Origin of the sequence: Streptomyces sp. MS19 (assembly GCF_047200595.1) — a bacterium.
In the GTDB taxonomy this organism is placed as follows: Bacteria; Actinomycetota; Actinomycetes; order Streptomycetales; family Streptomycetaceae; genus Streptomyces.
Genome location: NZ_JBJZOH010000038.1, coordinates 27,814 through 53,262, shown reverse-complemented (window position 1 = coordinate 53,262; position 25,449 = coordinate 27,814). Strand labels below are relative to the sequence as shown.

Sequence of the window (25,449 nt, the reverse complement as noted above, 5' to 3'; positions counted from 1 at the left end):
GGGGGGTGTGGTCCCCCCCCCCCCCCCCCCGGCCGTGGTCCGCGCGCGGCGCGGTCGCCCGCGCGTCAGCGGGAACGCCGGGTGCGGGAACGGTTCTCCTTGCGGATCGCGGAGAGCAGCTCACCGCGATCCATGCGCGACCTGCCCTTGACGTCCAGCCGCTTGGCCACGTCGTACAGGTGCTCCTTGGTGGCCTGCTCGTCCACGCCCTCGCCGCTGGCCCCGCCCTGCTGGCGCGGCCTGGCGGAGCGCTGGTCCGAGGGGCCCTTGCGGCCCTTCTCCTTGCGCTCCCAGTGGTCGCCGACCTTCTCGTGGGTGTGCTTCAGCGCCCCGTAGGCGACCTGGTGGGCCCTGCGGCCCTCGCCGTACTCGTTCACCGCCGAGTCGTGCGCCTTGATCCAGGTGCGCTGTGCGTCGGCGGCGGAGCGCTCCAGGGTCGAGGGGAGTTCCTTGCGTCCTGGCACGGTGTCCACCTCCTGCCGGTCACTCCCGGCATCGTGTGCTCGTGCACGCTGCTTGTCGCGTACTTCCTGCTGCTCGTTCTTCTGTCCGCTTTTCCTGCCGGTATGGGTCCGTATGAGGCCGCACGGCCCGGTGCCGGTCCGTGACCCAGGGCCACGACCCGCGCCATGACGTGCGGGACCGGGCGAGTACCCCCGCCCGGTCCCGTGAAACGGCTGCCTGTCCGTGCCGGTCAGGCCGCGCCGATCTCCACGGCCGCCGTCAGCCGCAGGTCGCGGCTGGAACGGCCCACGTGCAGGCGGTACGCGCCCGCCGGTGTCGTCCACGCCCCTGCCGCCACGTCCCATACCTGGTAGACGCGCGGAGGGACCCGGACTGTCGCGGTGACCGTGGCGCCGGGCTCGGCGGTCACGGACGCGAAGCCCGCCAGGACCCGCAGCGGCCTGTCCGGGCCGTCCTGCGGCGCCTCCAGGTAGACCTGCACCACCTCACGCCCGGCGCGCGCGCCGGTGTTCGTCACCCGCACGGTCACCTCCGCGCCGTCCGCGTCGGCCGTCACCGCCTCGTACGCCCACTCCGTCCAGCCCAGGCCGTGCCCGAACGGGAACGCCGGGGTGAGCCCGGCCCTGTCCCAGCCGCGGTGGCCGGCGTGCAGGCCCTCGCGGTACTCGACCACGCCGTCCACCGGCACCGCGTCCGGCACCGGCACGTCCGCCGCCCGCGCGGGCAGCGTCCACGGCAGCCTGCCGGTCGCCTCCGCCCGCCCCAGCAGCACGTCGGCCAGCGCGTGCCCGGCCTCCTGGCCCGGCAGCCACGCCCACAGCAGCGCCGGGACGTCCTCCGCCCACGGCAGCAGCACGGGCGCGCCCGCGTTGACCACCACGACCGTGCGCGGGTTGGCCTCCGCGACGCGGCGCACCAGCTCGTCCTGTGCGCCGGGCAGCGCCAGCGTCGTACGGTCCCAGCCCTCGGACTCGACATCCTCGTTGGTGCCGACGACCACCACGGCCACGTCGGCGGCGCGCGCCGCCTCGACGGCCGCCTCGATCTCCTCGGCGGTGCCGGTCCCCGGCGCGGTGTGGCGCAGGTGCGCGGTGACGAAGTGGCCGTAGCCGTCCGCGTCCACCACCGTGAGGTCAAGCGTCAGCGCGACGCGGCGCGGCACCTCGGCGTCCGCCACGGGGAAGCCGGCGGTGATGCCCTCCGGGTGGTGGTGGGAGGAGTCGAGGACCAGGTCCACGCCCCGGTCGTCGTCCCCGGCCGCGACCCGTTCGCCGTCCGCCAGGATCTCGAAGCGGCCGACCGCGCCGAACTCCAGCTCGTGCGTGCCCTCGCCGGTCAGCGTCACGTCGGTGCGCAGCACCACGCGGCGCGTCCCGGCCGGGAAGGCCCGGAACTCGCCCCAGTCGCCCGTCTCCCGGACCACCGAGCCGAGGACCGCGCCGTCCGCGCCGACGAACTCGGCCCGCACCCCGGCGCCGCCCGTCTCCGGGTCGGCCAGCATCGCCGGGTCGGCGAACGGCGGGTGCAGCCGGGCGTCGCCGCCCCGGTGCACCGTCACCTCGGTGCTCGGCGGCAGCGCCGCCCGCAGCCCCTTCGCGAAGCCGACAAGACGCACCGGCGGGACGTACGCGCTGCCGCCGCCCTGGAAGTACGGCGCGACCGCGTTCGGGCCGATCAGCGCGACGCGCGCGAAGCCGGCGGGGGCGAGCGGCAGGAACCCCGCCTCGTTCCGCAGCACGACGGTGCCCCGGACGGCGGTCTCCCGCAGCAGGTCGTACTCCGCCGTGTCCGGCCTGGCCGGGACGGCGGGCCTGGCGGGCGAGCCGTCGAGCCGCCCGACACGCCCGGCCAGCCGCACCAGCCTGACCACCTTGTCGTCCACCATGCTCTCGGGGACCTCGCCCGCCCTGACGGCCGCCACCAGGGCGTCGCCCCACGGCCCGTCGGGGCCCGGCATCACGAGGTCGAGGCCGCCGCGCGCGGACTCGCCCGTGGTCCTGGTCGCCGCCCAGTCGCTGACGACCGCGCCGTCGAAGCCCCACTCGCCCTTGAGGACGCCGCGCAGCAGCCCGGCGTGCTCGCCCATGGGTGCGGACTCGGTGCCGTCGTCCACGCCCGAGTAGGCGCTCATCACGCTCCAGGTGCCGCCCTCGGCGACGACCGTCTCGAACGGCGCCAGGTAGACCTCGCGCAGCGTGCGCGGATCGACGCGTGAGCGGTAACGGGTCCTGTCCGTCTCCGACTCGTTCGCGACGAAGTGCTTGGGGCAGGCGGCGACACCGAGGGACTGGATGCCGCGCACGAGCCCGGCGGCGAGGACGCCCGTCAGCAGCGGGTCCTCGGAGAGGTACTCGAAGTGGCGCCCCGCGACGGGGGTGCGCTGGAGGTTGATCCCGGGGGCGAGGAGGACGTCCACGCGCTTGCGGACGGCCTCGGCGCCGAAGAGCGCGCCGAGGCGTTCGGCCAGCTCCGGGTCCCAGGAGGCGGCGAGGGTGCTGGGCGCGGGGGCGAGCAGGCCGGTCGCGCCCGGGTCGTCGCCGGTGCCGCGCACGCCCTGGGGGCCGTCCGACATGCGGACGGGGAGCAGCCCGAGGCGGGGCTCGGCGGGTAGCGTCCACAGCGTCCCGCCCGTCAGCAGCCGGACCTTCGACTCCAGGTCGAGAGCGCTCACCCGCGCCGCCAGTCCGGCGTCGTCACCGCCGTCCGCCGGGGGAGCGGCGGGGGCGGGGGTGGAGAACACGGAGGTCATGGCGTTCCTTTCGAGCAGTGTCGCAAAAATCAAAGCAGACTTACCGAGCGCTTAGTAAGTAGTGGCCGGTTCCGGAACTTCCGGCCGTACACTCCAGGGATGCCGGACGCACGCCAGCCACAGGCCGCTGCCTCAGGGCGGCGCGCGGAGATCCTGCGGATAGCGATGGAGACGTTCGCGACCCGCGGTTACCACAAGGCATCGCTGGCGGAGATCGCCGAACGCGCCGGGCTCACCCAGGCCGGGGTGCTGCACCACTTCCACAGCAAGGCCGGACTGCTCACGGGCGTGCTCGATCTGCGGGACGTGTCCGACCTGGCGGAGCTGGGGACGGAGCGGCCGACGGGCCTGGCCTACCTGCGGCACCTGGTGGACACCGCCCGGCGCAACGCTGAGCGGGCGGGGATCGTACGACTCTACGCGGTCCTGTCGGCGGAGAGCGTGACGGAGGGGCACCCCGCGCAGGGCTTCTTCCGCGGCCGGTACGCCGGGCTGCGCGGCCAGGTCGTCGCCGCGCTGACCGAGGCGAGGGATCTGGGGCAGGTGGACGCGGAACTGGACGTGGACGGCGTCGCCACCGCCGTCATCGCGGTGATGGACGGCCTCCAGATCCAGTGGCTCCTCGCCCCGGACGCCGTGGACATGGCCGCCACCACCGAGCAGGTGATCGACGCGCTGGTCGGGCACGGGCGGCTGCGCCAGGTTCCGGAACCGGACGGGGAGCGGGAGCGCCCGCAGGCGTGACGCGGGGCGGCGCGCGGCGCTGCGCCCGAGTTCAGCGGCCTGTTGGCGCGCGCGGGCGGCCCGGCGGACTTTGTCCGTCCGGAGGAAGAAGTTCGCGAGCCCCGTTTCAAAGGGGTTTCCAGTGGAGGCGGAAGTCGTTACCGTCCCTGTTGTGTACCGGTCACCCGGTGCACGACCGGACCGCACGGCCAACCCCCTCGTCCCACGGCCGGACGGTGCGGCGGCGCGACGGCGCGCGCCTGTGCGAAAGCTTCACCCCCACCCCGTGCGTCTTACGGAGGATGCTCGTGCACAGGAAGTTCCACGTACTGCTGGCGGCCTTGGCGGGCACCCTGCTCGCCGCCGCCGTTCCCCCCACAGGCCAGGCAGCGGTGCCGGCCGCCGATCCCCCCGCGGCGGCGGCGCCGGAGTTCCAGCAGGTGACGCTCGCCAGGGGCGTGGCCGAGATGGGCGAGCCGATGTCCCTGGCCGTCCTGCCGGACCGCTCCGTCCTCCACACGGCGCGCGACGGCACGCTCCGCATCACCGACGCGAACGGCACCACGCGCGTCTCCGGCCGCGTCCCCGTCTACAGCCACGACGAGGAAGGCCTCCAAGGCGTCGGCGTGGACCCGGACTTCGAGCAGAACCGCTTCATCTACCTGTACTACGCCCCGCCGCTCGACACACCGGGCGGCGACTCGCCCGCCAACGGCTCGGCCGCCGACTTCGCGCCGTACGACGGCGTCAACCGCCTGTCGCGTTTCCAGCTGAACGCGGACGGCACGCTCGACACCGGCAGCGAGGCCGAGGTGCTCGACGTCCCCGCCAGCCGCGGGCAGTGCTGCCACGTCGGCGGCGACATCGACTTCGACGCCGAGGGCAACCTCTACCTGTCCACCGGCGACGACTCGAACCCGTTCGCCTCCGACGGGTTCACGCCCATCGACGACAGCGCCGGCCGCAACCCCGCGTTCGACGCCCGCCGTTCGGCCGGCAACACGAACGACCTGCGCGGCAAGGTCCTGCGGATCACCGTCCAGGACGACGGCTCGTACACGATCCCGGACGGCAACCTCTTCGCGCCCGGCACGGCCGACACCCGGCCGGAGATCTACGCGATGGGCTTCCGCAACCCGTTCCGCATGTCCGTCGACAAGGCGACCGGCGTCGTCTACCTCGGCGACTACGGGCCCGACTCCGGCACCGCGTCCCCCACGCGCGGCCCCGCCGGGCAGGTCGAGTTCAACCGCATCACCGAGCCGGGCAACTTCGGCTGGCCCTTCTGCACCGGTGACAACGACGCGTACGTGGACTACGACTTCGGCTCCGGCGCGTCCGGCGGCACGTTCGACTGCGGCGCGCCCGTCAACGACTCGGCGCACAACACCGGCATCAGCCAGCTCCCGCCCGCCCAGCCCGCGTGGATTCCCTACGACGGCAACTCCGTGCCGGAGTTCGGCGGTGGCTCGGAGTCGCCCATGGGCGGCCCCGTCTACAACTACGACCCGGACCTCCAGTCGGCGGTCAAGTTCCCTGCCGAGTACGACGGCGACTACTTCGCCACCGAGTTCGGACGGCGCTGGATACGCCGCATCGAGCAGGACGCGAACGGCGGCGTGCAGTCGATCAACGAGTTCCCGTGGACCGGCACACAGGTGATGGACTCCGCGTTCGGCCCGGACGGCGCGCTCTACGTACTCGACTACGGCACCGGCTACTTCAACGGCGACGAGAACAGCGCCCTCTACCGCATCGAGCACCTCGGCGGCGAGGGCGGCCAGTCCCCGGTGGCGCAGGCGAGTGCGGACGTGACGTCGGGCGCGGCGCCGCTGACCGTGCAGTTCTCCTCCGAGGGCTCCACCGACCCGGACGGCGACACCCTCACCTACGCCTGGGACTTCGGCGACGGCGGCACCTCCACCGACGCGAACCCCAGTCACACCTACACGGAGAACGGCGAGTTCACCGCCGAGCTGACGGTGACCGACGCGGACGGCCTCACGGCGGGCGCCTCCGTCGCCGTCACGGTCGGCAACACCGCCCCCACCGTCACCCTCGAACTGCCCGAGGACGGCGCGCTGGTGGACTTCGGCGACGCGGTGCCGTTCGAGGTGACGGTCACCGACCCGGAGGACGGCGAGATCGACTGCTCGCAGGTCACGGTCACCTTCATCCTCGGCCACGACAGCCACGGCCACCCGCTGACCTCCGCCACCGGCTGCTCGGGCGTCCTCCAGACCCTGGAGGACGGCGAACACGACCCGAACGCCAACATCTTCGGCGTCTTCGACGCGGAGTACACGGACGGCGGCGGCCTCACCTCGCACGACCAGGCCGTCAGCCAGACCCGCCACCGGCAGGCCGAGCACTTCGGCGCCCAGCAGGGCGTGACCGTCACCGAGAAGGCCGCGGCCGAGGGCGGCCGGGCGGTCGGCTACATCGAGAACGGCGACTGGATCTCCTTCGAGCCCTACCACCTGGCGAACGCCACCGGCTTCGGCGCGCGCGTCGGCTCCGCCGGGGCGGGCGGCACGATCGAGGTCCGCGCGGGCGCGCCCGACGGCACGCTGCTGGGCTCGGTCGCGGTGACCGACACCGGCGGCTGGGACTCGTACGAGGAGGTGACCACCGGGCTGACGGACCTGCCGGACGGCAGCACCGAGCTGTTCCTCGTGTTCACCGGCGGCGCGGGCTCGCTGTTCGACCTCGACTCGTTCCACTTCACCACGGAAGGGGAGTGACCCCCACCATGACTCCCGACACCCGTACCGCGCGGATCGCGGCCTGGGCCGCGGGCGGCCTGCTGGCCGCCACCGCCCTGCCCGCCGCCGCCATGGCGCCGGCATCGACCGCGGCCGCGCCGGACGACCCGGCGTACGACGTGCTCGTCTTCTCGAAGACCGCCGGTTTCCGGCACGACTCGATCGACGAGGGCATCGCCGCGATCACCCAGCTGGGCACCGAGAACAACTTCACGGTCACCGCGACCGAGGACGCCGCCGCGTTCACCGACCCGGCGCTCGCCGACTACGAGGCGGTCGTCTTCCTGTCCACGACGGGCGACGTCCTGGACGACGCGCAGCAGACCGCGTTCGAGGGCTACATCAACGGCGGCGGCGGCTACGTGGGCGTCCACGCGGCGGCCGACACCGAGTACGACTGGCCCTGGTACGACGGCCTGGCCGGCGCGCTCTTCCACTCGCACCCCCACATCCAGCAGGCCACCGTCAACGTGGAGGACCGCGCGCACGACGCCACGGCGCACCTCGGCACGACCTGGCAGCGCACCGACGAGTGGTACAACTACCGCACCAACCCCCGGGACTCGGCCCGCGTCCTCGCCTCGCTCGACGAAGGCAGCTACGAGGGCGGCAACATGAACGGGGACCACCCGATCGCCTGGTGCAAGGACTACGAGGGCGGCCGCGCGTTCTACACCGGCGGCGGCCACACGGCCGAGTCGTACGCCGAGTCCGACTTCGTCCGCCACCTGCTGGGCGGCATCCGCTGGGCCGCCGGGGTCACCGAGGCCGACTGCCGCCCCGAGACGGGCTACACGAGCCTCCTCGACGGCACCGGCACGGACGGCTGGTCGCAGGCGGGCCCCGGGCAGTTCGCCGTGGCGGACGACGGCACGCTGACCACCGAGGGCGGCATGGGCCTGCTCTGGTACGACGCGCAGGAGTTCGGCGCGTACGCGCTGAAGCTCGACTGGCGGCTCGACGGTGACGACAACTCCGGTGTGTTCGTGGGCTTCCCGCCCTCGGACGACCCGAACTCGGCGGTGGCGAACGGCTACGAGATCCAGATCGACGCCACCGACGCCGACGACCGCACCACCGGCGCCGTCTACGGCTTTCAGTCGGCCGACCTCGCCGCCCGCGACGCCGCGCTCAACCCGCCCGGCGAGTGGAACACGTACGAGATCCGCGTCGAGGGGGAGCGCCTCCAGGTCTTCCTCAACGGCACGCTGGTCAACGACTTCACCAACACCGACCCGGCCCGCAGCCTCCAGGGGCACATCGGGCTCCAGAACCACGGGGACGGCGACACCGTCTCCTTCCGCAACGTCCGCATCCAGCAGCTCGACTGACACGTACCGACCGCCGGCCGCCCTCCCCGGGCGGCCGGCTCCCCGGCTCCGTCTCCGCCGCGAGGGGCGGCGGCGACGGGGGCGGCCGGGTGGTGACGCCGAACCCCACCCCGCCGCCGCACCCCACGGTGCCCGGCTGCCGCCGAACGCAGCCGGGCATCGTGGGGCATCCACGTCAGGCCGCGGCCGCCGCGGAGGTGGCGGGTCCCCGGTCGGCCGGCGTCAGGACGAGCGCCACGACCGTCGCCCCCGCCGCCACCAGGACGCAGACGAGGAACCCGTCGCGCAGCCCGCCCGCGGACCCGAGGAAGGGACCGAACGCGGCGACACCGATCGCGGCGCCCACCTGCCGCGAGGTGTTGAACGCGGCCGAGGCGGCGCCGTGCAGCGCGGGCGGGACGGCGGCGAGGGACCGGGACGTCATGGTCGGCACGAGGACCCCCGCGCTGAGACCGGCGGGCAGCAGCGCGAGGACCAGGGGCCACAGCGGGGACAGGGTGCTGGTGAGCGCGACCGCGACCAGGGCGGCGGCGAGCGCGAGCTGCCCGGCGCCGAGGACCGCGCGGCGCCCGGCGCGCCTGGCGAGGGCCGCCGCCCACACGTTGCCCAGGGCGATCAGGCCGGTCAGGGGCAGGAACAGCAGGCCGCTCCCGAGGGCCCCGAGCCCGCGCCCCTGCTGGAGCATGAGGCCCATCGCGAACAGCAGCCCGTAGAAGGTGAAGTTGAACAGCGCGCCCTGGAGCGCGGAGATGACGAACGACCGGTCCGCGTACACGGCGGTCGGCAGCAGGGGCGCCGCCGCCGTACGTTCCGCCCGGACGAACGCGACGAGGCCCGCGGCGGCGAGGGCGAAGGCACTGAGGACGGCGGGCGCTCCCCAGCCCGCGGCCGGGGCCTCGACCATGCCGAACACGAGACCGCCTATCAGCACGGTCGCGGCCGCCATGCCCGCGAGGTCGGGGCGGCGGGCCCGCCGCGGCGTGGACGGCATGGACCGCAGGCTCCACACGAGCGCCGGGACGCCGATCACGACGTTGACCCCGAACACGGCGCGCCAGTCCGCCACGGCGACCAGCGCCCCGCCGAGCAGCGGCCCCGCGGCCATGCCCATCCCCCCGGCGGCGGCCCACCGGCCGAGGAGCCGGTGGCGCGCGTGCTCGTCGGCGGCGCCCGCGGTGGCCAGCACGAGCGCGCTCGGCAGCAGCAGCGCGGCACCGGCGCCCTGGGCGAGCCGGGCGGCGTTCAGGACCGGCATCGTCCCGGCCGCCGCGCAGACCGCGGAGGACACCGTGAAGACGACCAGCCCGGTGACGAACGTGCGCCTGGCGCCCAGGACGTCGGTGAAGGTTCCGGCCGCGAGCAGCACGGCGGCGAAGCTGAGCGTGTAGGCGTTGACGGCCCACTCCAGCTCGGCGCGGGAGGCGTGCAGCTGCGAACCCAGCTCCGCGAGCGCCAGGTTCACGATGGTGCCGTCGACGTACACCATGAACGACGAGATCAGCGCGAGCGCGACGACGCCCCGCTTTAGTTCCATGGACATGGAACTACCGTACTCGTAGTTCGACGGTCATGGAACCACGGTGTACTCTCGGGCGGAGGAGGTACCCCGCATGCCCACCACGACCCGCACCCGCCCGCGCCCCCCGGCGACCGAGCCGGCGGAACTCGACGTCATGGCGGTCCTCCGGGCGCTCGCCGACCCCGTACGCCTCGAACTGGTCCGCCAGCTGCGCGAGTCCGACGTGCCCGTCGCCTGCGGCACCTTCGACGTCGCGGTCGCGAAGAACACCCTGTCCCACCACTTCAGGACGCTCCGGGAGGCCGGGGTGATCGCCACCCACCGCGAGGGCACCGCCGCACTCAACGTGCTCCGCGAGGACGCGCTGGACGCGGCGTTCCCCGGCCTGCTCGACGCCATCCTGCCCCGGCGCTGAACGGCGCCCCGGACCCTAGCTGTTCAGGTAGCGCAGCACCGCCAGTACGCGGCGGCTGTGCCCCGTGCCGCCCGGCAGGCCCAGCTTGTCGAAGATCGCGTTGATGTGCTTCTCCACCGCGCTGCGCGACACGTACAGCCGCTGCGCGATCACCGCGTTCGTGTGCCCCTCCGCCATCTCCCGCAGCACGTCGCGCTCGCGCGGGGTGAGCCGGGCCAGCGGGTCCGTGTGCGTGCTGCGCGCCAGCAGCCGCCGCACCACCTCGGGGTCGAACGCGGCCTGGCCCGCCCGTACGCGTTCCAGCGCGCCGAGGAACTCCTCGACCTCCACCACCCGGTCCTTCAGCAGGTAGCCGACGCCACCGGGATCGCCGCCGAGCAGCTCCGCCGCGTACCGCTTCTCCACGTACTGCGACAGCACCAGCACCCCCACCGCCGGGTGGCGGCGGCGGATCTCCAGCGCGGCGCGCAGCCCCTCGTCGGTGTGCGTCGGCGGCATCCGCACGTCCACCACCGCGACGTCCGGCGGGTCCGCGTCCACGGCGGCGAGGAGCGCGGCGGCGTCGCCGACCGCCGCCGCCACCTCGTGCCCCTCCTCGGCGAGCAGCCGGGCGAGGCCCTCGCGCAGCAGCGTCGAGTCGTCGGCGAGGATCACGCGCACGGCAGCTCCAGTTCCAGCGTCGTCGGGCCGCCCGCCGGGCTGTGGACGCGCAGCCGCCCGTCGAGCGCGGCGGCGCGCCGCGCCAGGCCGAGCAGCCCGCCGCCCGCCGGGTCGGCGCCGCCCGCGCCGTCGTCGCCGACCGTCGCCGTCAGCCCGGCGGGGTGCTGCGCCACGCGGATCGTGATCCGGCTCGCGCCCGCGTGCTTGACGGCGTTGGTGACCGCCTCGGAGACGACGAAGTACACGACCGCCGCCGCGTGCCTGTCCGGCGGCGACGGCAGGCCGTACTCCAGCGTGACGGGCAGCGGCGCCCGTTCCGCCACCGCCTCCAGCGCCGCCCCGAGCCCGGCCTCGTCCAGCACCGCCGGGTAGACCCGCCACGCGACCTCGCGCAGCTCGGCGAGCGCCTGCCCCGCCTCCGTCTGCGCCTGCCTGACCAGCTCCAGCGTCCGCGCCGGGTCGCCGCCCCGCCTGGCGCGGCCGAGCAGCACGCCCAGCGCGACGATGCGCTGCTGCACGCCGTCGTGCAGGTCGCGCTCGATGCGGCGGCGCTCCTCGTGCACGGCCGCCACGACCCCGGCGCGGCTGGTGGCCAGCTCGTCGATGCGCCGCTCCAGCGCGGCACGCGCCGCGTCGCCCAGGACGCGCTGCGCGAGCCCCGCCTCCATGCGCGCCACGGCCGGTACCCCGTGCACCGCCAGGAAGAGCAGCAGCACGCCGCCGAACCCGGCAGGCACCACGGACCAGCCGTACGGCCACACCGCCCACACCAGCAGCGACGCGTACGCCGCCCCGACCGCCACCGCCAGCAGCACCAGCCCGCCGAGCAGCCCCACCGGCAGCCGCAGCGCGAGGTAGCGCAGCGCGGCCCGCCCGTCGCCGTCGCTCCCGGCGAGCCGCCCGGCGGCGCGGTGGACGGCGCGGCGGGCGGCGTCCGGGCCCGCCAGGAGAACGGGCGAGGCGAGGACGAGGAGGAGGCTTCCGGCGAGGGCGGTGGCCGTACCCGACGCCAGCCGGGCGGCGTCGGCCAGCCAGCGGAGCAGGGCGGCGTGCACGCTCCCGACCGTAACCGGCCGGGCCTGGGGGAGGGTACTGCGGTTTTCCGCAGGATGCGCTGAAGCTGCCCGGATCGCCTCGCACCCGCCGGAGTTTGTAGCCTCCGGTGTGTGATCGTATCCATGGCACCCCCCCTAGGACTCGCCGCGTCCGGCGAGGACCCCGGCGGCATCACCGGCTGGGCGACCAGTCTGATGGAGAGCCTCGGCGCCCCCGGCGCCGGAGCCGCCATCGCGCTGGAGAACCTCTTCCCGCCCCTGCCGAGCGAGGTGATCCTGCCCCTGGCCGGGTTCACCGCGAGCCAGGGCGACATGAACCTGATCGCCGCCCTCGTGTGGACGACCATCGGCTCCGTCGTCGGCGCGTGGGCGCTGTACGGCGTCGGCGCGCTCTTCGGCCGGGAACGGCTGATCGCGGTGGCCGGCAGGCTGCCGCTGGTCAAGGTCGAGGACATCGAGAAGACCGAGCGCTGGTTCGCCAAGCACGGCACCAAGGCGATCTTCTTCGGCCGTATGATCCCCATCTTCCGCAGCCTGATCTCCATCCCGGCCGGGGTGGAGCGCATGCCGCAGACGACGTTCCTGCTGCTCACGACCCTGGGCAGCGCGATCTGGAACACCATTTTCGTGGTCGCGGGCTACCGGCTCGGCGAGAACTGGGAACAGGTCAGCGACATCGTCGGCACCTACTCCAAGGTCGTCGTCGCCGTCGTGGTCCTCGCCGTCCTCGGGTGGATCGTCTACCGCCTCCTGCGCCCGGGTGAGGGCAAGCGCCGGGCCTAGCCGCCCGGTCACGGTGCCCGCCCTCCCGCCCCCGCCCGGGGCGGAGGGGCAGGCGCCGTGGCCACGCGGCGATCGTCGTATGATCAGCGCGTGACTACCGGGTCGGCCCTGCGCCACGCACGAGTGAGGCACCCGGTCACGGTTTGAGCCCACGGCGGGCGCGCGGCCCGCCGACACCCGGCACACCGCCCGTACGGGGCGGACGCCGCCCGGCTCATCCCGTCACCGTGGAGACGACCTCACCGCATGCCAGAAGACTCCAGCACGCATTTCACCGACTTCAACCAGCACGTCATCGACAGCTTCCGCGCCAACGGCGGGCGCGTCGGCCCGCCCTTCGAGAACGCGCGCCTGCTCCTGCTCACCACGACCGGCGCCCGCTCCGGCGCCCCGCACACCACCCCCGTCGGGTACCTCCCGGACGGCGGACGCGTGCTCGTCATCGCCTCGGCGGGCGGCGCCGACCGGCACCCGGCGTGGTTCCACAACCTCCGCGCCCACCCGCTCGCCACCGTCGAGGACGGGGTCTTCACGTACGAGGCGCGGGCCACCGTCCTCGGCCGCGAGGAGCGCGACGCCGCCTTCGCCCGCGCGGTGGAGGCCGACCCGGGCTGGGACGCGTACCAGCGGCGCACCAGCCGCGTCATCCCCGTCGTCGCACTGGAGGGAACGGGCATCCCCCGGCCGGTCGCGCGGGGCGGCGGCGCGATGCTCCGCTCGGTCCACGACGCGTTCCGCCGCGAACTGGCCCTGATCCGCGCCGAACTGGCCGCCCACGGACCCGGGCTCGGCGCCCAGCTGCGCGCCACCTGCCTCACGGCCTGCCAGGGCCTGCACAACCACCACATCGGCGAGGACACCCGCATCTTCCCCTTCCTGGCCGAGCAGCGGCCGGAACTCGTCCCGGCCCTGGAGCGGTTGCGCGCGGAGCACGAGGCGATCGCGGCGCGCACCGAGGAGTTGCGGCGCCTGCTCGCGGACGGCACGGCCGCCACGGCCGCCGGACTGCTGCCCGCGTTCGACCGGCTCGCGGGCGAACTGGAGGCACATCTCGACCGGGAGGAGGCCGACCTGCTCCCGGCACTCGACGCGCTGCTGCCCTGAGCGGCCGGCGGGGCCCGCCGGCCGTCATCCCGGGGGCGGGCGCCACGGTGCCCGCCCCCGCGGAGTACTCCGCGGGGCCGGTGGCCCGTCCGCCTGGCGCGGCAGCCGCCGGCGCCGCCCGCGGCGGGAGGCCGTCCGTCGTCCACATCGCGCACGGCTACGCCTCCGACCTTTCCGACCTCGGCCCCGCGGGCACCACGTACCGCCTCGTCCACGCCGACGCCGGCCGCGCCACCACCGCCCCCGGCGGCACCCCGGGCCGCGTCCTCGTCCGCGGCACGTGGAACACCGAGGTGATACGCGAACCGGGGCCCGGCGACCCCGTCGTCGGCGGGACACGCACCCTCGTCGTCACCGGCCGCAGGACCGGCGTCCGCGTCGAGCCGGCGGTCCGGGAGGCCGCGTTCCCCGCCGCCCTGCGGGCGGGCGGGGAGGACTGACGGACGCGTCGTCTATTGTCTTCCCGGCACGTCAGGAGGGGGAGAGGGGGCGGGAGTGACCGTGGACGACACCGGGATACCGGCGTGGTGCCTCACGGGCTGGGCCGACACCCTCGCCGAGGTCTCCCGCACCGGCCGCCGCCTCACGGGCGACGAGATACGCGCCCGGCGCGCGCTGGGGGAGCGCGCCGCCCGCGAGGGGTACGGCCAGCGGGAGCTGATCCGCGCCCACCTGGCCGCCGCCCGCGCGGCGTGGCGCGACCTGCCGGGCGTGCGCGGCGTCCAGCCGGCGGGCGCGCTGCGGACGGCCGCCGAGAGCGTGCTCGCCGCCGCCGAGCAGGCCGTGGACGCCTTCACGGAAGGGTACGAACGGGCGCAGCTCCTCGCCGTGCGCCGCGACGAGGCGGCCCGCCGCGAGTTCATCGACGACCTGCTGCACGGCCGGGGCGACCCGGCGACGGTCGCCGCGCGCGCGGAGCGGTTCGGCCTCCCGCTGGCCCACACGCACACGGTCGGCATCGCGCGCGGCCCCGAACCCTACGACGACACGCACCCGCTGACCCGCCGCGTGGAGGACGCCCTCAGCGGCCGGTTCGGAGACCGTGAGGTACTGCTGACGACGAAGGACGGCCGCCTCGTCTGCGTCTCGCCCGGCAACAGGCCCGATGTCCTGGAGTACTTCGCGGCCCGCGCGCAGGCCGCCCTGCCCGCCGCCGGCGGGGGCCGCACCGCGCTGGGCCGCGCCCACCCGGGACCGTCCGGAATCGCCCACTCGTACGAGGAGGCGCGCACCGCCCTGGACATAGCCGACCGCATGTCCCTCGACACCCCCGTGCTGCGCGCCGCCGACCTGCTGGTCTTCCCCGTCCTCACCCGCGACCGGCAGGCGATGGCCGACCTCGTGCAGTCCGTGCTCGGGCCGCTGACCGCCGCGCGGGGCGGCGCGGAACCGCTGGTGCGCACGCTCGACGTGTACTTCGGCGCGGGCTGCGTCGCCGCCGAGGCGGCCAGGCGTCTCTCGCTCAGCGTGCGCGCCCTCACATACCGGCTGGCGCGCGTGCACGACCTGACGGGCTCCGACCCGGCCGACCCGTTCCAGCGCTACACGCTCCAGACCGCCGTCATCGGCGCACGTCTCCTCGACTGGCCCGCGCGGCCGCTCTGACCGCCGGCGGCGTGGCGGGAACGCGCCCGGCGATGTCAGCCCTGACACCCGGTGCGGGAGGCGCGGGACGCGATGCACGGCCATGCGTGGCACGCCGTCCAGGACGCGCCGGTCGGGGCGCTGTTCCCCGGCAGCGGGCCGGCTCCCCGAGGCGCGGGGACGGCGGGGCGGCCGCAGGGGACCGGTGTCCGCGAACCGGGTCCGGAACGCGCCGCGCCGCCCGGCCGGTCCCCCCACACCGGCCGGACGGCGCGCACGCCGTACGCCGCGCGTCAGTCCGCGCGTTCCACGGCCGGGGCCGCGCCGTTGACCTGCGGCTGCGCCTCCGGCGCCGCCCCGCCCAGGCCCGGCACCCCGGCCTTGCCCGCGAGCCCCGACAGCACCGCCGAGACGTCGATGCCGGTCGCCGACGACAGCAGCTCCATGCCCTGCGCCACGTTGTCCGCCACCGCGCGCGGCAGCCGCCCGGCGCCGTCCGTGGAGATCACCGTCATCTTGTCGATCGCCGAGATCGGCTCCGCGGCCTTCCCGACCACCTGCGGCAGCACCTCCACCAGCATCTGGAGCACCGCCGCCTCGCCGTACTGGGCGTACGCGTCGGCCTTCTGCCGCATCGCCCCCGCCTCGGCCGCGCCGACCGCCGCCTTCGCCGCCGCCTCCGCCTCACCCTCGATACGGGCCGCCTCGGCCAGCGCCGACCTGCGCTGCTTCTCGCCCTCACCGGTCAGCCTGGCGCGCTCGGCCGCCGCCCGCGCGGCCGCCACCTCGGCGACCCGCCCGGCCTCCGCCTCCTGCTCCGCCCGGTACCGCTCGGCGTCGGCCGGCTTGCGCACCTGCGCGTCGAGCTGCCGGTCGGTCAGCGCGGCCTGCCGCTCGGCGACCTTCTCCTGCTCGGCCAGCACCTCCCGCTGCCGCGCCGCCTCCGCGAGGGGCCCGGCCGCGTTCGCCTTCGCCGCCGCCGCGTCCGTCTCGACCTTGATCTCGGCCTGCCGCAGGTACAGCGTCCGCTGCGCGACCGCGATCTCCTCCTCGGCCCGCAGCCGCGCCTGCTCGGCGCTCCGCCTGGCCTCCGCCTCCGCGACATCGGCCACCTGCCGGGCGCGCGCCGCCTCCGGCCTGCCCAGGTCCGCCAGGTAGCTGCCCTCGGCGGTGATGTCCTGGATCTGGAACGTGTCGAGCACCAGGCCCTGCCCCGAGAGGCTGGCCTCCGCCTCCTCCGCCACCTGCCCGGCGAACGCCGCGCGGTCACGGATCACGTCCTCCACCGCCATACGCCCGACGATGGACCGCAGCGCACCCGACAGCACCTCCTGCGTGAACGTCACCACGCCGCCCTGCTGCCGCAGGAACCGCTGCGCGGCCGACCTGATGGCGTCCTCACTGCCGCCCACCTTCACGATGGCGACCCCGTCGAGGTTCACCTTCACCCCGCGCAGCGTCACCGCGCCGCGCACGGCGACCGGGATGTGCCGGCTCGACAGGTCGAGCACGTGCAGCTGCTGCACCAGCGGGATGACGAACACCCCGCCGCCTACGACGACCTTCTGCCCGCTGGTGTCCCGCGTGACATGCCCCGTCACCGGGTCGGTCGACACCTTGCCGCGCCGCCCGGTGATGATGAACGCGTCGCTCGGACCCGCGACCTTGTACCGCGAGACGACCACCAGGCCGAGCAGCACCACCAACGCGATGATGCCCACGACGGCGATCATGACCGCACTCATCGGACAACCACTCCCCTCCACTGGTCAATGTTCGACGGGGCGGACTTCGACGGCTGTGGCCGACAGCACGCCGGCCACCCACACCTCCGCCCCCACCGGCACGGCCTGGGCGCTGCTCGCGGTGAGCTTCACACGCAGTCCCGCCACGTTCAGCAGGACCTCGCCGTAGCCACCGCCGGGTATCGCCGTGACCACCGCGCCCGCCGCGCCGACGAGACCCTCGTCCCGCTGCGCCGCGTTCGTATGGCTCCGGTCGTCACGCATCAACGCCCGGCTCACCCGCAGCACCACCCAGGCCGCACCGCCCCCCACCACGGCCCCCGCGCCGAGCGCGGGGGCCACTCCCAGCCCGGTCACCGCGAGCGTGATCGCTCCGGTGAAGCCGAGCAGGGAGACGAAGGCGGTCGCGGCGGGCAGCGAGAACGCCCCGTCCAGATCGAGGACCCCCTCCAGCACCCCGTCCAGAACCAGGGCCAGGAGCAGCAGAATCAGCCCGACTGTGCCGAGACCGAGAAACCACTCCATCGCCGCCGCCTCCCCCGTACGCCGCCTTCCGGCCTGCTGCACGGATGGTGGCACCGATGGGGGGCGGGCACACTTCCAGGTTCCGGCAATCCTGACGAGTTTTTGATGCCGAGCCCCGCCTTCGCGCGAACGGGTGATGTCCGTACGCGGGTTGCCTTCGCGCACACTCCAACTCCTAGCGTGAGCGCTGTTCCGCACCCACTCGAAGGGAAGTAACGCGCGTGGAAACCGTGACACTCGGGCGCACCGGCGAGCGCGTCGGCGAACTGGCGCTCGGCTGCATGCAGATGGGCACCCGCACCGACGAGCCCACCTCGTTCGCGATCCTGGACCGCTTCCTGGCGGACGGGGGCACCTTCCTCGACACCGCCGACTGCTACGCCTGGTGGGACAGTCCCGGCAGTTTCGGCGGGGAGAGCGAGTCGCTGCTCGGCCGCTGGTTCGCCCGCACCGGCCGCCGGGACGACGTGTTCCTCGCGACGAAGGGCAGCGCCCGGCTCAACGCGCTCGACGGCGTGTGGGGCGACTGGGAGGGCGCCGCCCCCGACTCCGCCGCGCGCAACGGCTACGTGGGCGCCGGCGCCGACACCCTGCGGCGCGCGCTCGACGACAGCCTGCGCAGACTCGGCACCGACCACGTGGACCTCTACTACGTCCACGTGGACGACCGGTCCACGCCGCTTGAGGAGACCCTCGAAGCCCTCGCCGGCCTGGTCGCGGCGGGCAAGACCCGCCACATCGGCTGGTCCAACGTCAGGACATGGCGCCTCGAACGCATCCGGCAGCTCTGCGAGCGGCACGGCTGGCCCGCGCCCGTCGCCCTCCAGCAGCAGCACTCGTACCTGCGCCGCCGCGCCGGGCTCGACCACGCGTCGATCGTGGACGACGAGCAGCTCGACTACCTGCGCGCCCACGACGATCTGACGCTCGTCGCGTACTCGCCGGTCCTCAAGGGCGTCTTCGACCACCCGGAACGGCGCACCGGTCACCCCGTGCTGGGCCCGTACGAGGGCGCGGACGCCACGGCCAGGTTCGCCGTGGTGGACGAGATCGCCCGGGAGACGGGCGCGACGCCGGGCCGGATCGTGCTCGCCTGGCTGCTGCGGCAGGAGGACCCGGCGCTGATCCCGCTGGTGGGCCCCCGGACGTACGAGCAGTACGTCTCCTCGGCGGCGGCCACCGGGATCGAGCTGACCGGGGAGCAGCTGAAGAGGCTCGGCGAGGCGGGGGCGTAACCGTCCGGCGGGCGGCCGGCGGGCGATTGTCAGTGGCGGATGTCACGCTGTGTGCAGGAAAGCTCACGCGAGAGGACCGCCATGATCACCACCGACCACGTCACCGGCTCGCCCTGCTGGATCGACCTGGGCACGCCGGACACGGACGCCGCCACCGCCTTCTACGGCGCGGTGTTCGGCTGGACGCTGGAGCCCGCCGACGTCCCCGTGCCGGGCGGGTACGGCGTCATGCGGCTGCGGGGCAGGTCGGTCGCCGGGATCGGGCCGCTCACGGAGGAGGGCGCGAGACCCGCCTGGACGGTCTACTTCGCCACGGACGACGCCGAGGCCACCACCGCGGGGGCGAGACAGGCCGGGGGCTCGGTGCGCGTGGGGCCCGCGGACGCCGGCGCGGAGGGCAGGTTCGCGCAGCTCACCGATCCGCAGGGCGGGCGCTTCGCCGTCTGGCAGGCGGGGGACCGGCGGGGGCTCGACGCGGTGGACGGCCCCGGCGCCCTCAGCTGGGTGGAGCTGTACACGCCGGACGACGGCGCGGCGCTCGCGTTCTACCGCGCGCTCTTCGGCTGGGAGGCGACCCCGATGGCGCTCCCCGAGGGCGGCGGCGGCACGTACACGGTGATCGGCCCGCCGGAGCGCGGCGAGGACCACCGGCACGGCGGCGTCCTCAAGGTGCCGGACGGCGCGCTGGCCGCCCAGGGCGGCGCGGCGTCCTGGCACCCGGTCTTCGCCAGCGAGGACTGCGACGCGGCGGTCGGCAGGGCGGGCGACAGCGGCGGGAGCGTCCGGATGGGCCCCGAGGACGTCCCGGGCGTCGGCCGCCTCGCCGTCGTCCTGGACCCGTCGGGCGCGGACTTCGTGATCCTCACGCCGTCCGGCTGACGTCCCGGTCCACCGCATGCCCCGGTTCCCGGCCCCGTGCGCGGAGGGCCCACGGCACCCGCGCCGGGACCGGGGCACGCGGACGCCGGGCCGCCCGTGAGGGGGGCCCGGCGTGGGTGGGGGTGTGCGGAACGTGTCCCGCGCGGGTCAGACGTTCACGCCGTAGTCGGCGGCGATACCGGCCAGGCCGGACGCGTAGCCCTGGCCCACGGCGCGGAACTTCCAGTCCGTGCCGTGCCGGTACAGCTCGCCGAAGATCATCGCGGTCTCGGTCGCCGCGTCCTCGCTCAGGTCGTAGCGCGCGATCTCCGCGCCGCCGGTCTGGTTGACCACGCGGATGAACGCGTTCTTGACCTGGCCGAAGCTCTGGCCGCGGTTCCCGGCGTCGTAGATGGACACCGGGAAGACGATGCTGGTGATCTCGGCGGGCACACCCGCGAGGTCCACCTTGATCACCTCGTCGTCGCCCTCGCCCTCACCGGTGAGGTTGTCCCCGGTGTGCTCGACCGAGCCGTCCGGGCTGCGCAGGTTGTTGAAGAAGACGAAGTGCTGGTCCGAGGCCACCTTGCCGCTGCTCGTGCACAGCAGCGCGCTGGCGTCGAGGTCGTAGTCGACACCGGTGGTGGTCCGCACGTCCCAGCCGAGACCGACCAGCACGGCGGTCAGACCGGGCGCCTCCTTCGTCAACGAGACGTTGCCGCCCTTGGACAGGGAAACTCCCATGCTCTCCTCCTTGGGTCCGCCGCGGTCCTGAGGCCCGCGCGCTCACGCGCTGCGACGGCCACCGGCCGCCCGTCCCGAATCTACAGCAGCGTAGAAGGACGAAGAACGGGGCCCCGCAACCGTCACCGGTACGATATTCCGCGCCGGTGCAGGAGGTGAGAGAGATGGCGGACGGACTTCCCCCGGCCGGTCGCCCCGCGTCCGGCTGCGCCTCGGGCGACCACGCGGCGCGCCCCCGGCGGCGCGGCCAGGGCGAGCTGGAGGCGCAGGTGCTCTCGGTGCTCGGCCAGGCCCCCGGCCCGGCCACCGCGGCCTGGGTGCAGGAACGTCTCGGCACCGGCCTCGCGTACACCACCGTCGTCACCATCCTGACCCGCCTGCACGCCAAGGGCGCCGTCACCAGGGAACGCGCGGGCCGCTCGTTCGCCTGGACCCCCGCGGCCGGCGTGGCGGGCCTCGCCGCCTTCCGCATGCGCCGCGTCCTGGAGAACGAGGCCGACCGCCACGCCGTCCTCGCCAGCTTCGTCAGCGCTCTCGGGCCCGACGACGAGCGTCTCCTGCGCGCCCTCCTCGCCGAGGCGGAGCCGGCGGACGGCCGGAATCCGGTGGCGGACACCGGCCGCGACGGCGCCGGGGGAGAGACGGACTGACGCGATGGGCGTATTCGTCCTCCTGCCGCTCGTGCTGCCGCTCACCGCCTGGCCCATGGCACGCCTCGCGGAAGTCCACCTCGCCCCCCGCCGCGCCACCCGCCTCCTCACCGCCGTCGCCGCCGTCCTCGCCGTCTCCAGCACCCTGTGCCTCGCGCTCCTGATGGTCGTCGGCACCGCGCAGCTCCCCGGCAACCCCCTCCCCGACGCCTGGTCCGACCCCGCCGTCCGCGCCGCCGTGCCGCTCGAAGACGCCGTCGGCCGCCCCGCCATACCCGCCCTCCTGGCCGTCGCCGCCGCCTGCGCCCACGCGCTGTGGCGCCACCACCGGCTACGCCGCCGCGCCACCCGCGCCCTCGCCACCGTCCCCGGCCACTCCCGGCTCGCCCTGCTGCCCGACGAACTCCCGTACGCCTACGCCCTCCCCGGACGCCCCGGCCGCATGGTCGTCTCCAGCGGCCTCCTCTCCCGCCTCGACATCCACGAACGCCGCGCGCTGATCGCCCACGAGCGCGCCCACCTCACCGGACGCCACCACCGCTACCTCCTGGCCGTCCAGCTCGCCGCCCGCGCCCACCCGTTCCTGCGCCCCCTGCGCACGGCCGTCACCTACACCACCGAACGCTGGGCCGACGAGGACGCCGCCCGCGCGGTCGGCGACCGCCGCGCCGTGGCACGGGCCATCGGCAAGGCCGCCCTCGCGGGCCACGGCGGCACCGGGCCCGCCGCGACCCTGCCCGCCCTGGCCGCGCCGGGACCCGTGCCCCGCCGCGTCGCCGCGCTGCTCGGCCCGGTGCCCGCCGACCGCCGCTGGCCGCCGCCCGCCAGCGCGGCCGGGCTCGCCGCCTGGGCCGCCGCGGCCGGTACGGCGGCCTCCGTCCTCTCCGCCGCGAACGCGGCCGTCACCCTGCTGCTCGTCCTCAGGGCCGCCACCGCCCTGTGACACGGCACCGCGCCGCCGCGCCGGGAAGATCCGCGGCGCCGCCGTCGTTCCACCGGGAACGGACGGACACGCCCGGCGCGGTTCCGGGCAGCCGACCGGGGGCACAGGCCGGTTGGCAGCCGCATTTTTCTACGGCACTGTAGAAACGGTGCCGCGGAACGGCAGCGCGCGACCCGTGCCGCCGCACGGCTGCCCGGAACCGCCCCGCCGGTCCCGCAGGCCCCCTGTGTCCCGTTTGCCAGTCCTTTACGATGGGGTCACTCGAACGCCCCCCCGAGCCCGAAGGAGCCCGGTCCGCACGATGGACGAGCCTCCCAGTACCTGCTGTGTCACCCCCCACGACCGCCGCGCGCGCGACGAGAGCGGGGTGACCCGGTGACCGAGGCCCTGCTTCTGCTGCTCGCACTCGCGCTCACCCTCGCCTGTGCGGTCTTCGTCGCGGCCGAGTTCTCCCTGACGACCGTCGAGCGCGGCGAACTGGAACGCGCCGCCGAGTCGGGTGACAAGGGCGCCGCCCGCGCGCTGGGCGCCGTGCGCCGCCTCACCTTCCAGCTCTCCGGCGCACAGCTCGGCATCACCGTCACCTCGCTGGTCATCGGCATGCTGGCCGAGCCCGCGTTCGCCACCCTGCTGCGCGGTCCGCTGGCCGCCGCAGGCATCCCGGAGGGCGTCGCGTCCCCGCTGGCCGTCGCCCTCGGCGTGCTCGCGTCCACGGTCGTCCTCATGGTCGTCGGCGAACTGGTCCCGAAGAACTGGGCCATCTCCCGGCCCCTCACGGTCGCCCGCGCCGTCGCCGGCCCTCAGCGCGCCTTCACGGCGGCGTTCGCCCCGTTCATCCGCCATCTCAACGACACGGCCAACCATCTGGTCCGCCGCGCCGGGCTCGAACCCACCGAGGAACTCGCCTCCGCCCGCACCCCGCAGGAACTGATCGCCCTCGCCCGGCACTCCGCCGCCGAGGGCGTTCTGCCCTCCGACTCCGCCGAGCTGTTCGTCCGCACGCTGCATCTGGGCGACCTGACCGCGGAGAACGTCATGACGCCCCGCGTCGACGTCCACGCGCTCCACGTCTCGGCGACGGCGGCCGACGCCGCCAACCTCACGCTGGCCACCGGCCTGTCCCGCTTCCCCGTCTACCGCGAGGGGCTCGACGACATCGCCGGGGTCGTCTCCATCAAGGACGTCCTGGCCCTGGACGAGCGCGACCGCGCGGGCACCACCGTGGCCGCGCTGATGTCCGAGGCCCTGCTCGTCCCCGACAGCGTCCCCGTGGACCGCCTGCTGGAGCAGCTGCGCGGCAGCCGTTCGCTGGCCGTCGTCGTGGACGAGTACGGCGGCACCGCGGGCGTCGTCACTCTGGAGGACATCGTCGAGGAGGTCGTCGGCGAGGTCCGCGACGAGCACGACCCCGACGAGGACCCCGACCTCGCCCCCGCCGGACCCGGCAGCTGGGAGGCGGACGGCAGCCTGCGCGTGGACCAGCTCGCCGGCATCGGCCTCGACGCGCCCGAGGGCCCGTACGAGACCGTCGCCGGGCTGGTCGCGACCGAGCTGGCGCGCATACCCGCCATCGGCGACACGGTCGAGGTCGCCGGCTGGCGCGTCACCGTCCTGCTGACGGCGCACCACCGCGCGGACCGCGTCCGCATCGACGTGCTCCAGCCCTCGCACACGACCTCCGACACGGCGGGTGACGCCCGATGACCGCGTTCCAACTGGCGCTCGGCGTACTGACGCTGGTCACCAACGCGTTCTTCGTCGGCGCCGAGTTCGCCCTGATCTCGGTGCGCCGCGACCAGATCGAGCCGCGCGCCGAGCGCGGGGAGCGCGGCGCGCGCACCGTCCTGTGGGCGCTCCAGCACCTGTCCGCGATGATGGCGACCGCCCAGCTGGGCATCACCGTCTCCTCGCTGGTGCTCGGCGCGGTCGCGGAACCGGCGATCGCGCACCTGCTGGAACCCGGCTTCGACGCCGTCGGCGTGCCCCACCCGCTGGTGCACCCCATCGCGTTCGCCATCGCCCTGGCCCTGGCGACGTACCTGCACATGCTCTTCGGCGAGATGGTGCCGAAGAACATCGCGCTGGCCGCGCCGGAACGCACCGCGCTGCTCCTCGGCCCGCCCCTGGTCGGCCTGACCCGCGCGCTGCGCCCGTTCATCTTCGGCATCAACGCCTTCGCCAACGCGCTGCTGCGGCTGATGAGGGTCGAGCCGAAGGACGAGGTCGCGTCCGTCTTCACCGACGACGAGCTGGCCCGCATCGTGCAGGACTCCAGCGACGCGGGCCTGCTGGAGGCGGGGGAGAGCGAACGGCTGCGCGTCGCGCTCAGCCTGGGCACGCGCACCGTCGCCGAGGTCACCGTCCCGGTCGGCCGCATGGTCACCGTGGACCACCGCGTGACCCCGCGCCGCCTGGAGCAGGCGGCGGCGACGTCGGGCTACTCCCGCTTCCCCGTGACGGGCCCGGGGCCCACCGTCCTCGGCTTCCTGCACGTGAAGGACTCGCTGGAGGCGCAGGGCCGCGACCGGCCGTTCCCCCGCGAGGCGCTGCACCCGGTGATCCGGATCGCGCCGAACACGCCGCTGGACGACGCGCTCACCGCGATGCGCGCCGCCTCCACGCACCTCGCGGCCGTGACCAGCGACAAGGGCGCGCTGCTCGGCTTCGTCACGATGGAGGACGTGCTCACCGAGCTGGTCGGCCCCCCGACCACCCCGGCGGCCTGACCGTCCCCCGCCCGCCCGCCGTGTCCCGGCGGGCGGGCGCATCATGGGAGGCATGCCAGAAGGAGACACCGTCAGGCAGGTCGCCGACCGGCTCGGCGCCGCGCTGGCCGGGCGGCGCCTGGTCCGCTCCGACCTGCGCGTCCCGCGCCTGGCGACCGCCGACCTGACCGGCAGGACCGTCCTGGACGTCACCCCGCGCGGCAAGCACCTGCTGACGCGCGTCGAGGGCGGCCTCACCGTCCACTCGCACCTGCGGATGGACGGCGCGTGGAAGGTGTACGCGCCGGGCCGCCGCTGGTCGGGCGGCCCCGCGCACCAGATCCGCGCGATCCTCGGCACGGCGGAGCACACGGCCGTCGGCTACCGCCTGCCCGTCCTCGAACTGCTCCGCACGAGGGACGAGCCCCGCGTCGTCGGCCACCTCGGGCCCGACCTGCTCGGCCCCGGCTGGGACCCGGCCGAGGCCCTCCGCCGCCTCCTCGCCGACCCGGCGCGCCCGCTCGGCGCGGCCCTGCTCGACCAGCGCGTGATGGCGGGCGTGGGCAACGTCTTCATGGCCGAGCTGTGCTTCCTCACCGGCGTGACGCCCTGGCTGCCGGTCGGCGACCTGCCCGACCCGGACGCCGTGGTCGCGCGCGCCCACGCCCTGCTCCAGGCCAACCGCGACCAGCGCGACCGCACGACGACGACCCCCGCACTCCTCGCCCGCACGGGCCGCCGCCTGTACGTCTACGGCCACCGCGGCCACCCGTGCGCACGCTGCGGTACACCGATCCGCGTACTCCACGAAACACCCGCCCAGCCACGCCCCACCTACTGGTGCCCCCACTGCCAACAGGGCCCGGTCCCGTCCGTGGGGTGAGGGGAGAC

22 protein-coding genes and 1 pseudogene are annotated in these 25,449 nt (G+C 74.9%); 15 read left to right on the top strand and 8 right to left on the bottom strand.

Annotated features, from left to right (window positions below; translation table 11 throughout):
• Positions 1-65 precede the first annotated feature (65 nt).
• Together ACL02R_RS25400 and ACL02R_RS25395 are read right to left on the bottom strand one after the other, a co-directional pair.
• Positions 66-464 (bottom strand): ChaB family protein, encoded by a 399-nt coding sequence (locus tag ACL02R_RS25400; RefSeq protein ID WP_412799292.1) that lies wholly within the window; start codon positions 462-464, stop codon positions 66-68.
• A gap of 230 nt (positions 465-694) precedes the next feature.
• Positions 695-3,214 (bottom strand): beta-glucosidase, encoded by a 2,520-nt coding sequence (locus ACL02R_RS25395; protein WP_412799291.1) that lies wholly within the window; start codon positions 3,212-3,214, stop codon positions 695-697.
• A 99-nt stretch (positions 3,215-3,313) separates the two neighbouring features.
• Between ACL02R_RS25395 and ACL02R_RS25390 the strand changes: the two genes are divergently transcribed.
• The 3 genes and pseudogenes from ACL02R_RS25390 to ACL02R_RS25380 all read left to right on the top strand — a co-directional run.
• Positions 3,314-3,958 carry a TetR family transcriptional regulator gene (locus ACL02R_RS25390; protein ID WP_412799290.1) on the top strand — a complete coding sequence of 215 codons (645 nt, stop codon included), beginning with the start codon at positions 3,314-3,316 and terminating at the stop codon, positions 3,956-3,958.
• A 281-nt stretch (positions 3,959-4,239) separates the two neighbouring features.
• Positions 4,240-6,681: a PQQ-dependent sugar dehydrogenase gene (locus tag ACL02R_RS25385; protein ID WP_412799289.1), complete on the top strand. Its 2,442-nt coding sequence runs from the start codon at positions 4,240-4,242 to the stop codon at positions 6,679-6,681.
• An 8-nt stretch (positions 6,682-6,689) separates the two neighbouring features.
• Positions 6,690-8,024: pseudogene (locus ACL02R_RS25380) on the top strand (ThuA domain-containing protein); the annotation flags it as partial.
• Positions 8,025-8,208: 184 nt separating this feature from the next.
• Here the strand turns inward: ACL02R_RS25380 and ACL02R_RS25375 are convergent.
• A complete protein-coding gene (locus ACL02R_RS25375) occupies positions 8,209-9,573 on the bottom strand; it encodes an MFS transporter (RefSeq protein WP_412799288.1) in 1,365 nt (454 codons plus the stop codon).
• A 70-nt stretch (positions 9,574-9,643) separates the two neighbouring features.
• Here ACL02R_RS25375 and ACL02R_RS25370 point away from each other — a divergent pair, with 70 nt between their 5' ends.
• Entirely contained in the window at positions 9,644-9,967 is a 324-nt protein-coding gene (locus ACL02R_RS25370) for an ArsR/SmtB family transcription factor (RefSeq protein ID WP_412799287.1), read from the top strand.
• 15 nt (positions 9,968-9,982) lie between these two features.
• Here ACL02R_RS25370 and ACL02R_RS25365 read toward each other — a convergent pair whose 3' ends face one another.
• Complete coding sequence (locus ACL02R_RS25365; RefSeq protein WP_412799286.1) at positions 9,983-10,627, bottom strand: response regulator; 645 nt, start codon at positions 10,625-10,627, stop codon at positions 9,983-9,985.
• On the bottom strand, positions 10,618-11,682 hold the full coding sequence (locus ACL02R_RS25360) for a sensor histidine kinase (protein ID WP_412799285.1): 1,065 nt from the start codon (positions 11,680-11,682) through the stop codon (positions 10,618-10,620). Before ACL02R_RS25360 ends, ACL02R_RS25365 begins: the two co-directional genes overlap by 10 nt.
• Positions 11,683-11,805: 123 nt before the next feature.
• Here ACL02R_RS25360 and ACL02R_RS25355 point away from each other — a divergent pair, with 123 nt between their 5' ends.
• The 4 genes from ACL02R_RS25355 to ACL02R_RS25340 all read left to right on the top strand — a co-directional run bounded on the left by ACL02R_RS25355 (position 11,806) and on the right by ACL02R_RS25340 (position 15,174).
• Positions 11,806-12,465 (top strand): DedA family protein, encoded by a 660-nt coding sequence (locus ACL02R_RS25355; RefSeq protein WP_412799284.1) that lies wholly within the window; start codon positions 11,806-11,808, stop codon positions 12,463-12,465.
• Positions 12,466-12,711: 246 nt separating this feature from the next.
• Positions 12,712-13,569 carry a nitroreductase/quinone reductase family protein gene (locus ACL02R_RS25350; RefSeq protein ID WP_412799283.1) on the top strand — a complete coding sequence of 286 codons (858 nt, stop codon included), beginning with the start codon at positions 12,712-12,714 and terminating at the stop codon, positions 13,567-13,569.
• An 80-nt stretch (positions 13,570-13,649) separates the two neighbouring features.
• Positions 13,650-14,009, top strand: coding sequence for a hypothetical protein (locus ACL02R_RS25345; RefSeq protein ID WP_412799282.1), 360 nt, complete (start codon positions 13,650-13,652; stop codon positions 14,007-14,009).
• A gap of 61 nt (positions 14,010-14,070) precedes the next feature.
• Positions 14,071-15,174 (top strand): PucR family transcriptional regulator, encoded by a 1,104-nt coding sequence (locus ACL02R_RS25340; protein WP_412799281.1) that lies wholly within the window; start codon positions 14,071-14,073, stop codon positions 15,172-15,174.
• A gap of 272 nt (positions 15,175-15,446) precedes the next feature.
• Here ACL02R_RS25340 and ACL02R_RS25335 read toward each other — a convergent pair whose 3' ends face one another.
• Positions 15,447-16,898 (bottom strand): flotillin family protein, encoded by a 1,452-nt coding sequence (locus ACL02R_RS25335; RefSeq protein ID WP_412799280.1) that lies wholly within the window; start codon positions 16,896-16,898, stop codon positions 15,447-15,449.
• A gap of 24 nt (positions 16,899-16,922) precedes the next feature.
• The gene (locus ACL02R_RS25330; protein ID WP_412799279.1) at positions 16,923-17,423 is read right to left on the bottom strand and encodes a hypothetical protein; all 501 of its coding nucleotides are present in this window, start codon (positions 17,421-17,423) and stop codon (positions 16,923-16,925) included.
• Between the two features lie 221 nt (positions 17,424-17,644).
• On the opposite strand from ACL02R_RS25330, the gene ACL02R_RS25325 reads away from it, so the two are divergent.
• The gene (locus ACL02R_RS25325; protein ID WP_412799278.1) at positions 17,645-18,658 is read left to right on the top strand and encodes an aldo/keto reductase; all 1,014 of its coding nucleotides are present in this window, start codon (positions 17,645-17,647) and stop codon (positions 18,656-18,658) included.
• Positions 18,659-18,739: 81 nt separating this feature from the next.
• Positions 18,740-19,537, top strand: coding sequence for a VOC family protein (locus tag ACL02R_RS25320; protein ID WP_412799277.1), 798 nt, complete (start codon positions 18,740-18,742; stop codon positions 19,535-19,537).
• 147 nt (positions 19,538-19,684) lie between these two features.
• On the opposite strand, the gene ACL02R_RS25315 is transcribed toward ACL02R_RS25320, so the two are convergent.
• Positions 19,685-20,260 carry a TerD family protein gene (locus tag ACL02R_RS25315; RefSeq protein WP_412799276.1) on the bottom strand — a complete coding sequence of 192 codons (576 nt, stop codon included), beginning with the start codon at positions 20,258-20,260 and terminating at the stop codon, positions 19,685-19,687.
• Positions 20,261-20,424: 164 nt separating this feature from the next.
• Between ACL02R_RS25315 and ACL02R_RS25310 the strand changes: the two genes are divergently transcribed.
• The 5 genes from ACL02R_RS25310 to ACL02R_RS25290 all read left to right on the top strand — a co-directional run bounded on the left by ACL02R_RS25310 (position 20,425) and on the right by ACL02R_RS25290 (position 25,441).
• Positions 20,425-20,910: a BlaI/MecI/CopY family transcriptional regulator gene (locus ACL02R_RS25310; RefSeq protein ID WP_412799275.1), complete on the top strand. Its 486-nt coding sequence runs from the start codon at positions 20,425-20,427 to the stop codon at positions 20,908-20,910.
• 4 nt (positions 20,911-20,914) lie between these two features.
• Positions 20,915-21,853 carry a M56 family metallopeptidase gene (locus tag ACL02R_RS25305; protein ID WP_412799274.1) on the top strand — a complete coding sequence of 313 codons (939 nt, stop codon included), beginning with the start codon at positions 20,915-20,917 and terminating at the stop codon, positions 21,851-21,853.
• Between the two features lie 375 nt (positions 21,854-22,228).
• Positions 22,229-23,557 carry a hemolysin family protein gene (locus ACL02R_RS25300; protein WP_412799273.1) on the top strand — a complete coding sequence of 443 codons (1,329 nt, stop codon included), beginning with the start codon at positions 22,229-22,231 and terminating at the stop codon, positions 23,555-23,557.
• Complete coding sequence (locus tag ACL02R_RS25295) at positions 23,554-24,579, top strand: hemolysin family protein (protein WP_412799272.1); 1,026 nt, start codon at positions 23,554-23,556, stop codon at positions 24,577-24,579. Before ACL02R_RS25300 ends, ACL02R_RS25295 begins: the two co-directional genes overlap by 4 nt.
• A gap of 52 nt (positions 24,580-24,631) precedes the next feature.
• Positions 24,632-25,441, top strand: coding sequence for an Fpg/Nei family DNA glycosylase (locus tag ACL02R_RS25290; protein WP_412799271.1), 810 nt, complete (start codon positions 24,632-24,634; stop codon positions 25,439-25,441).
• Positions 25,442-25,449: the final 8 nt, after the last annotated feature.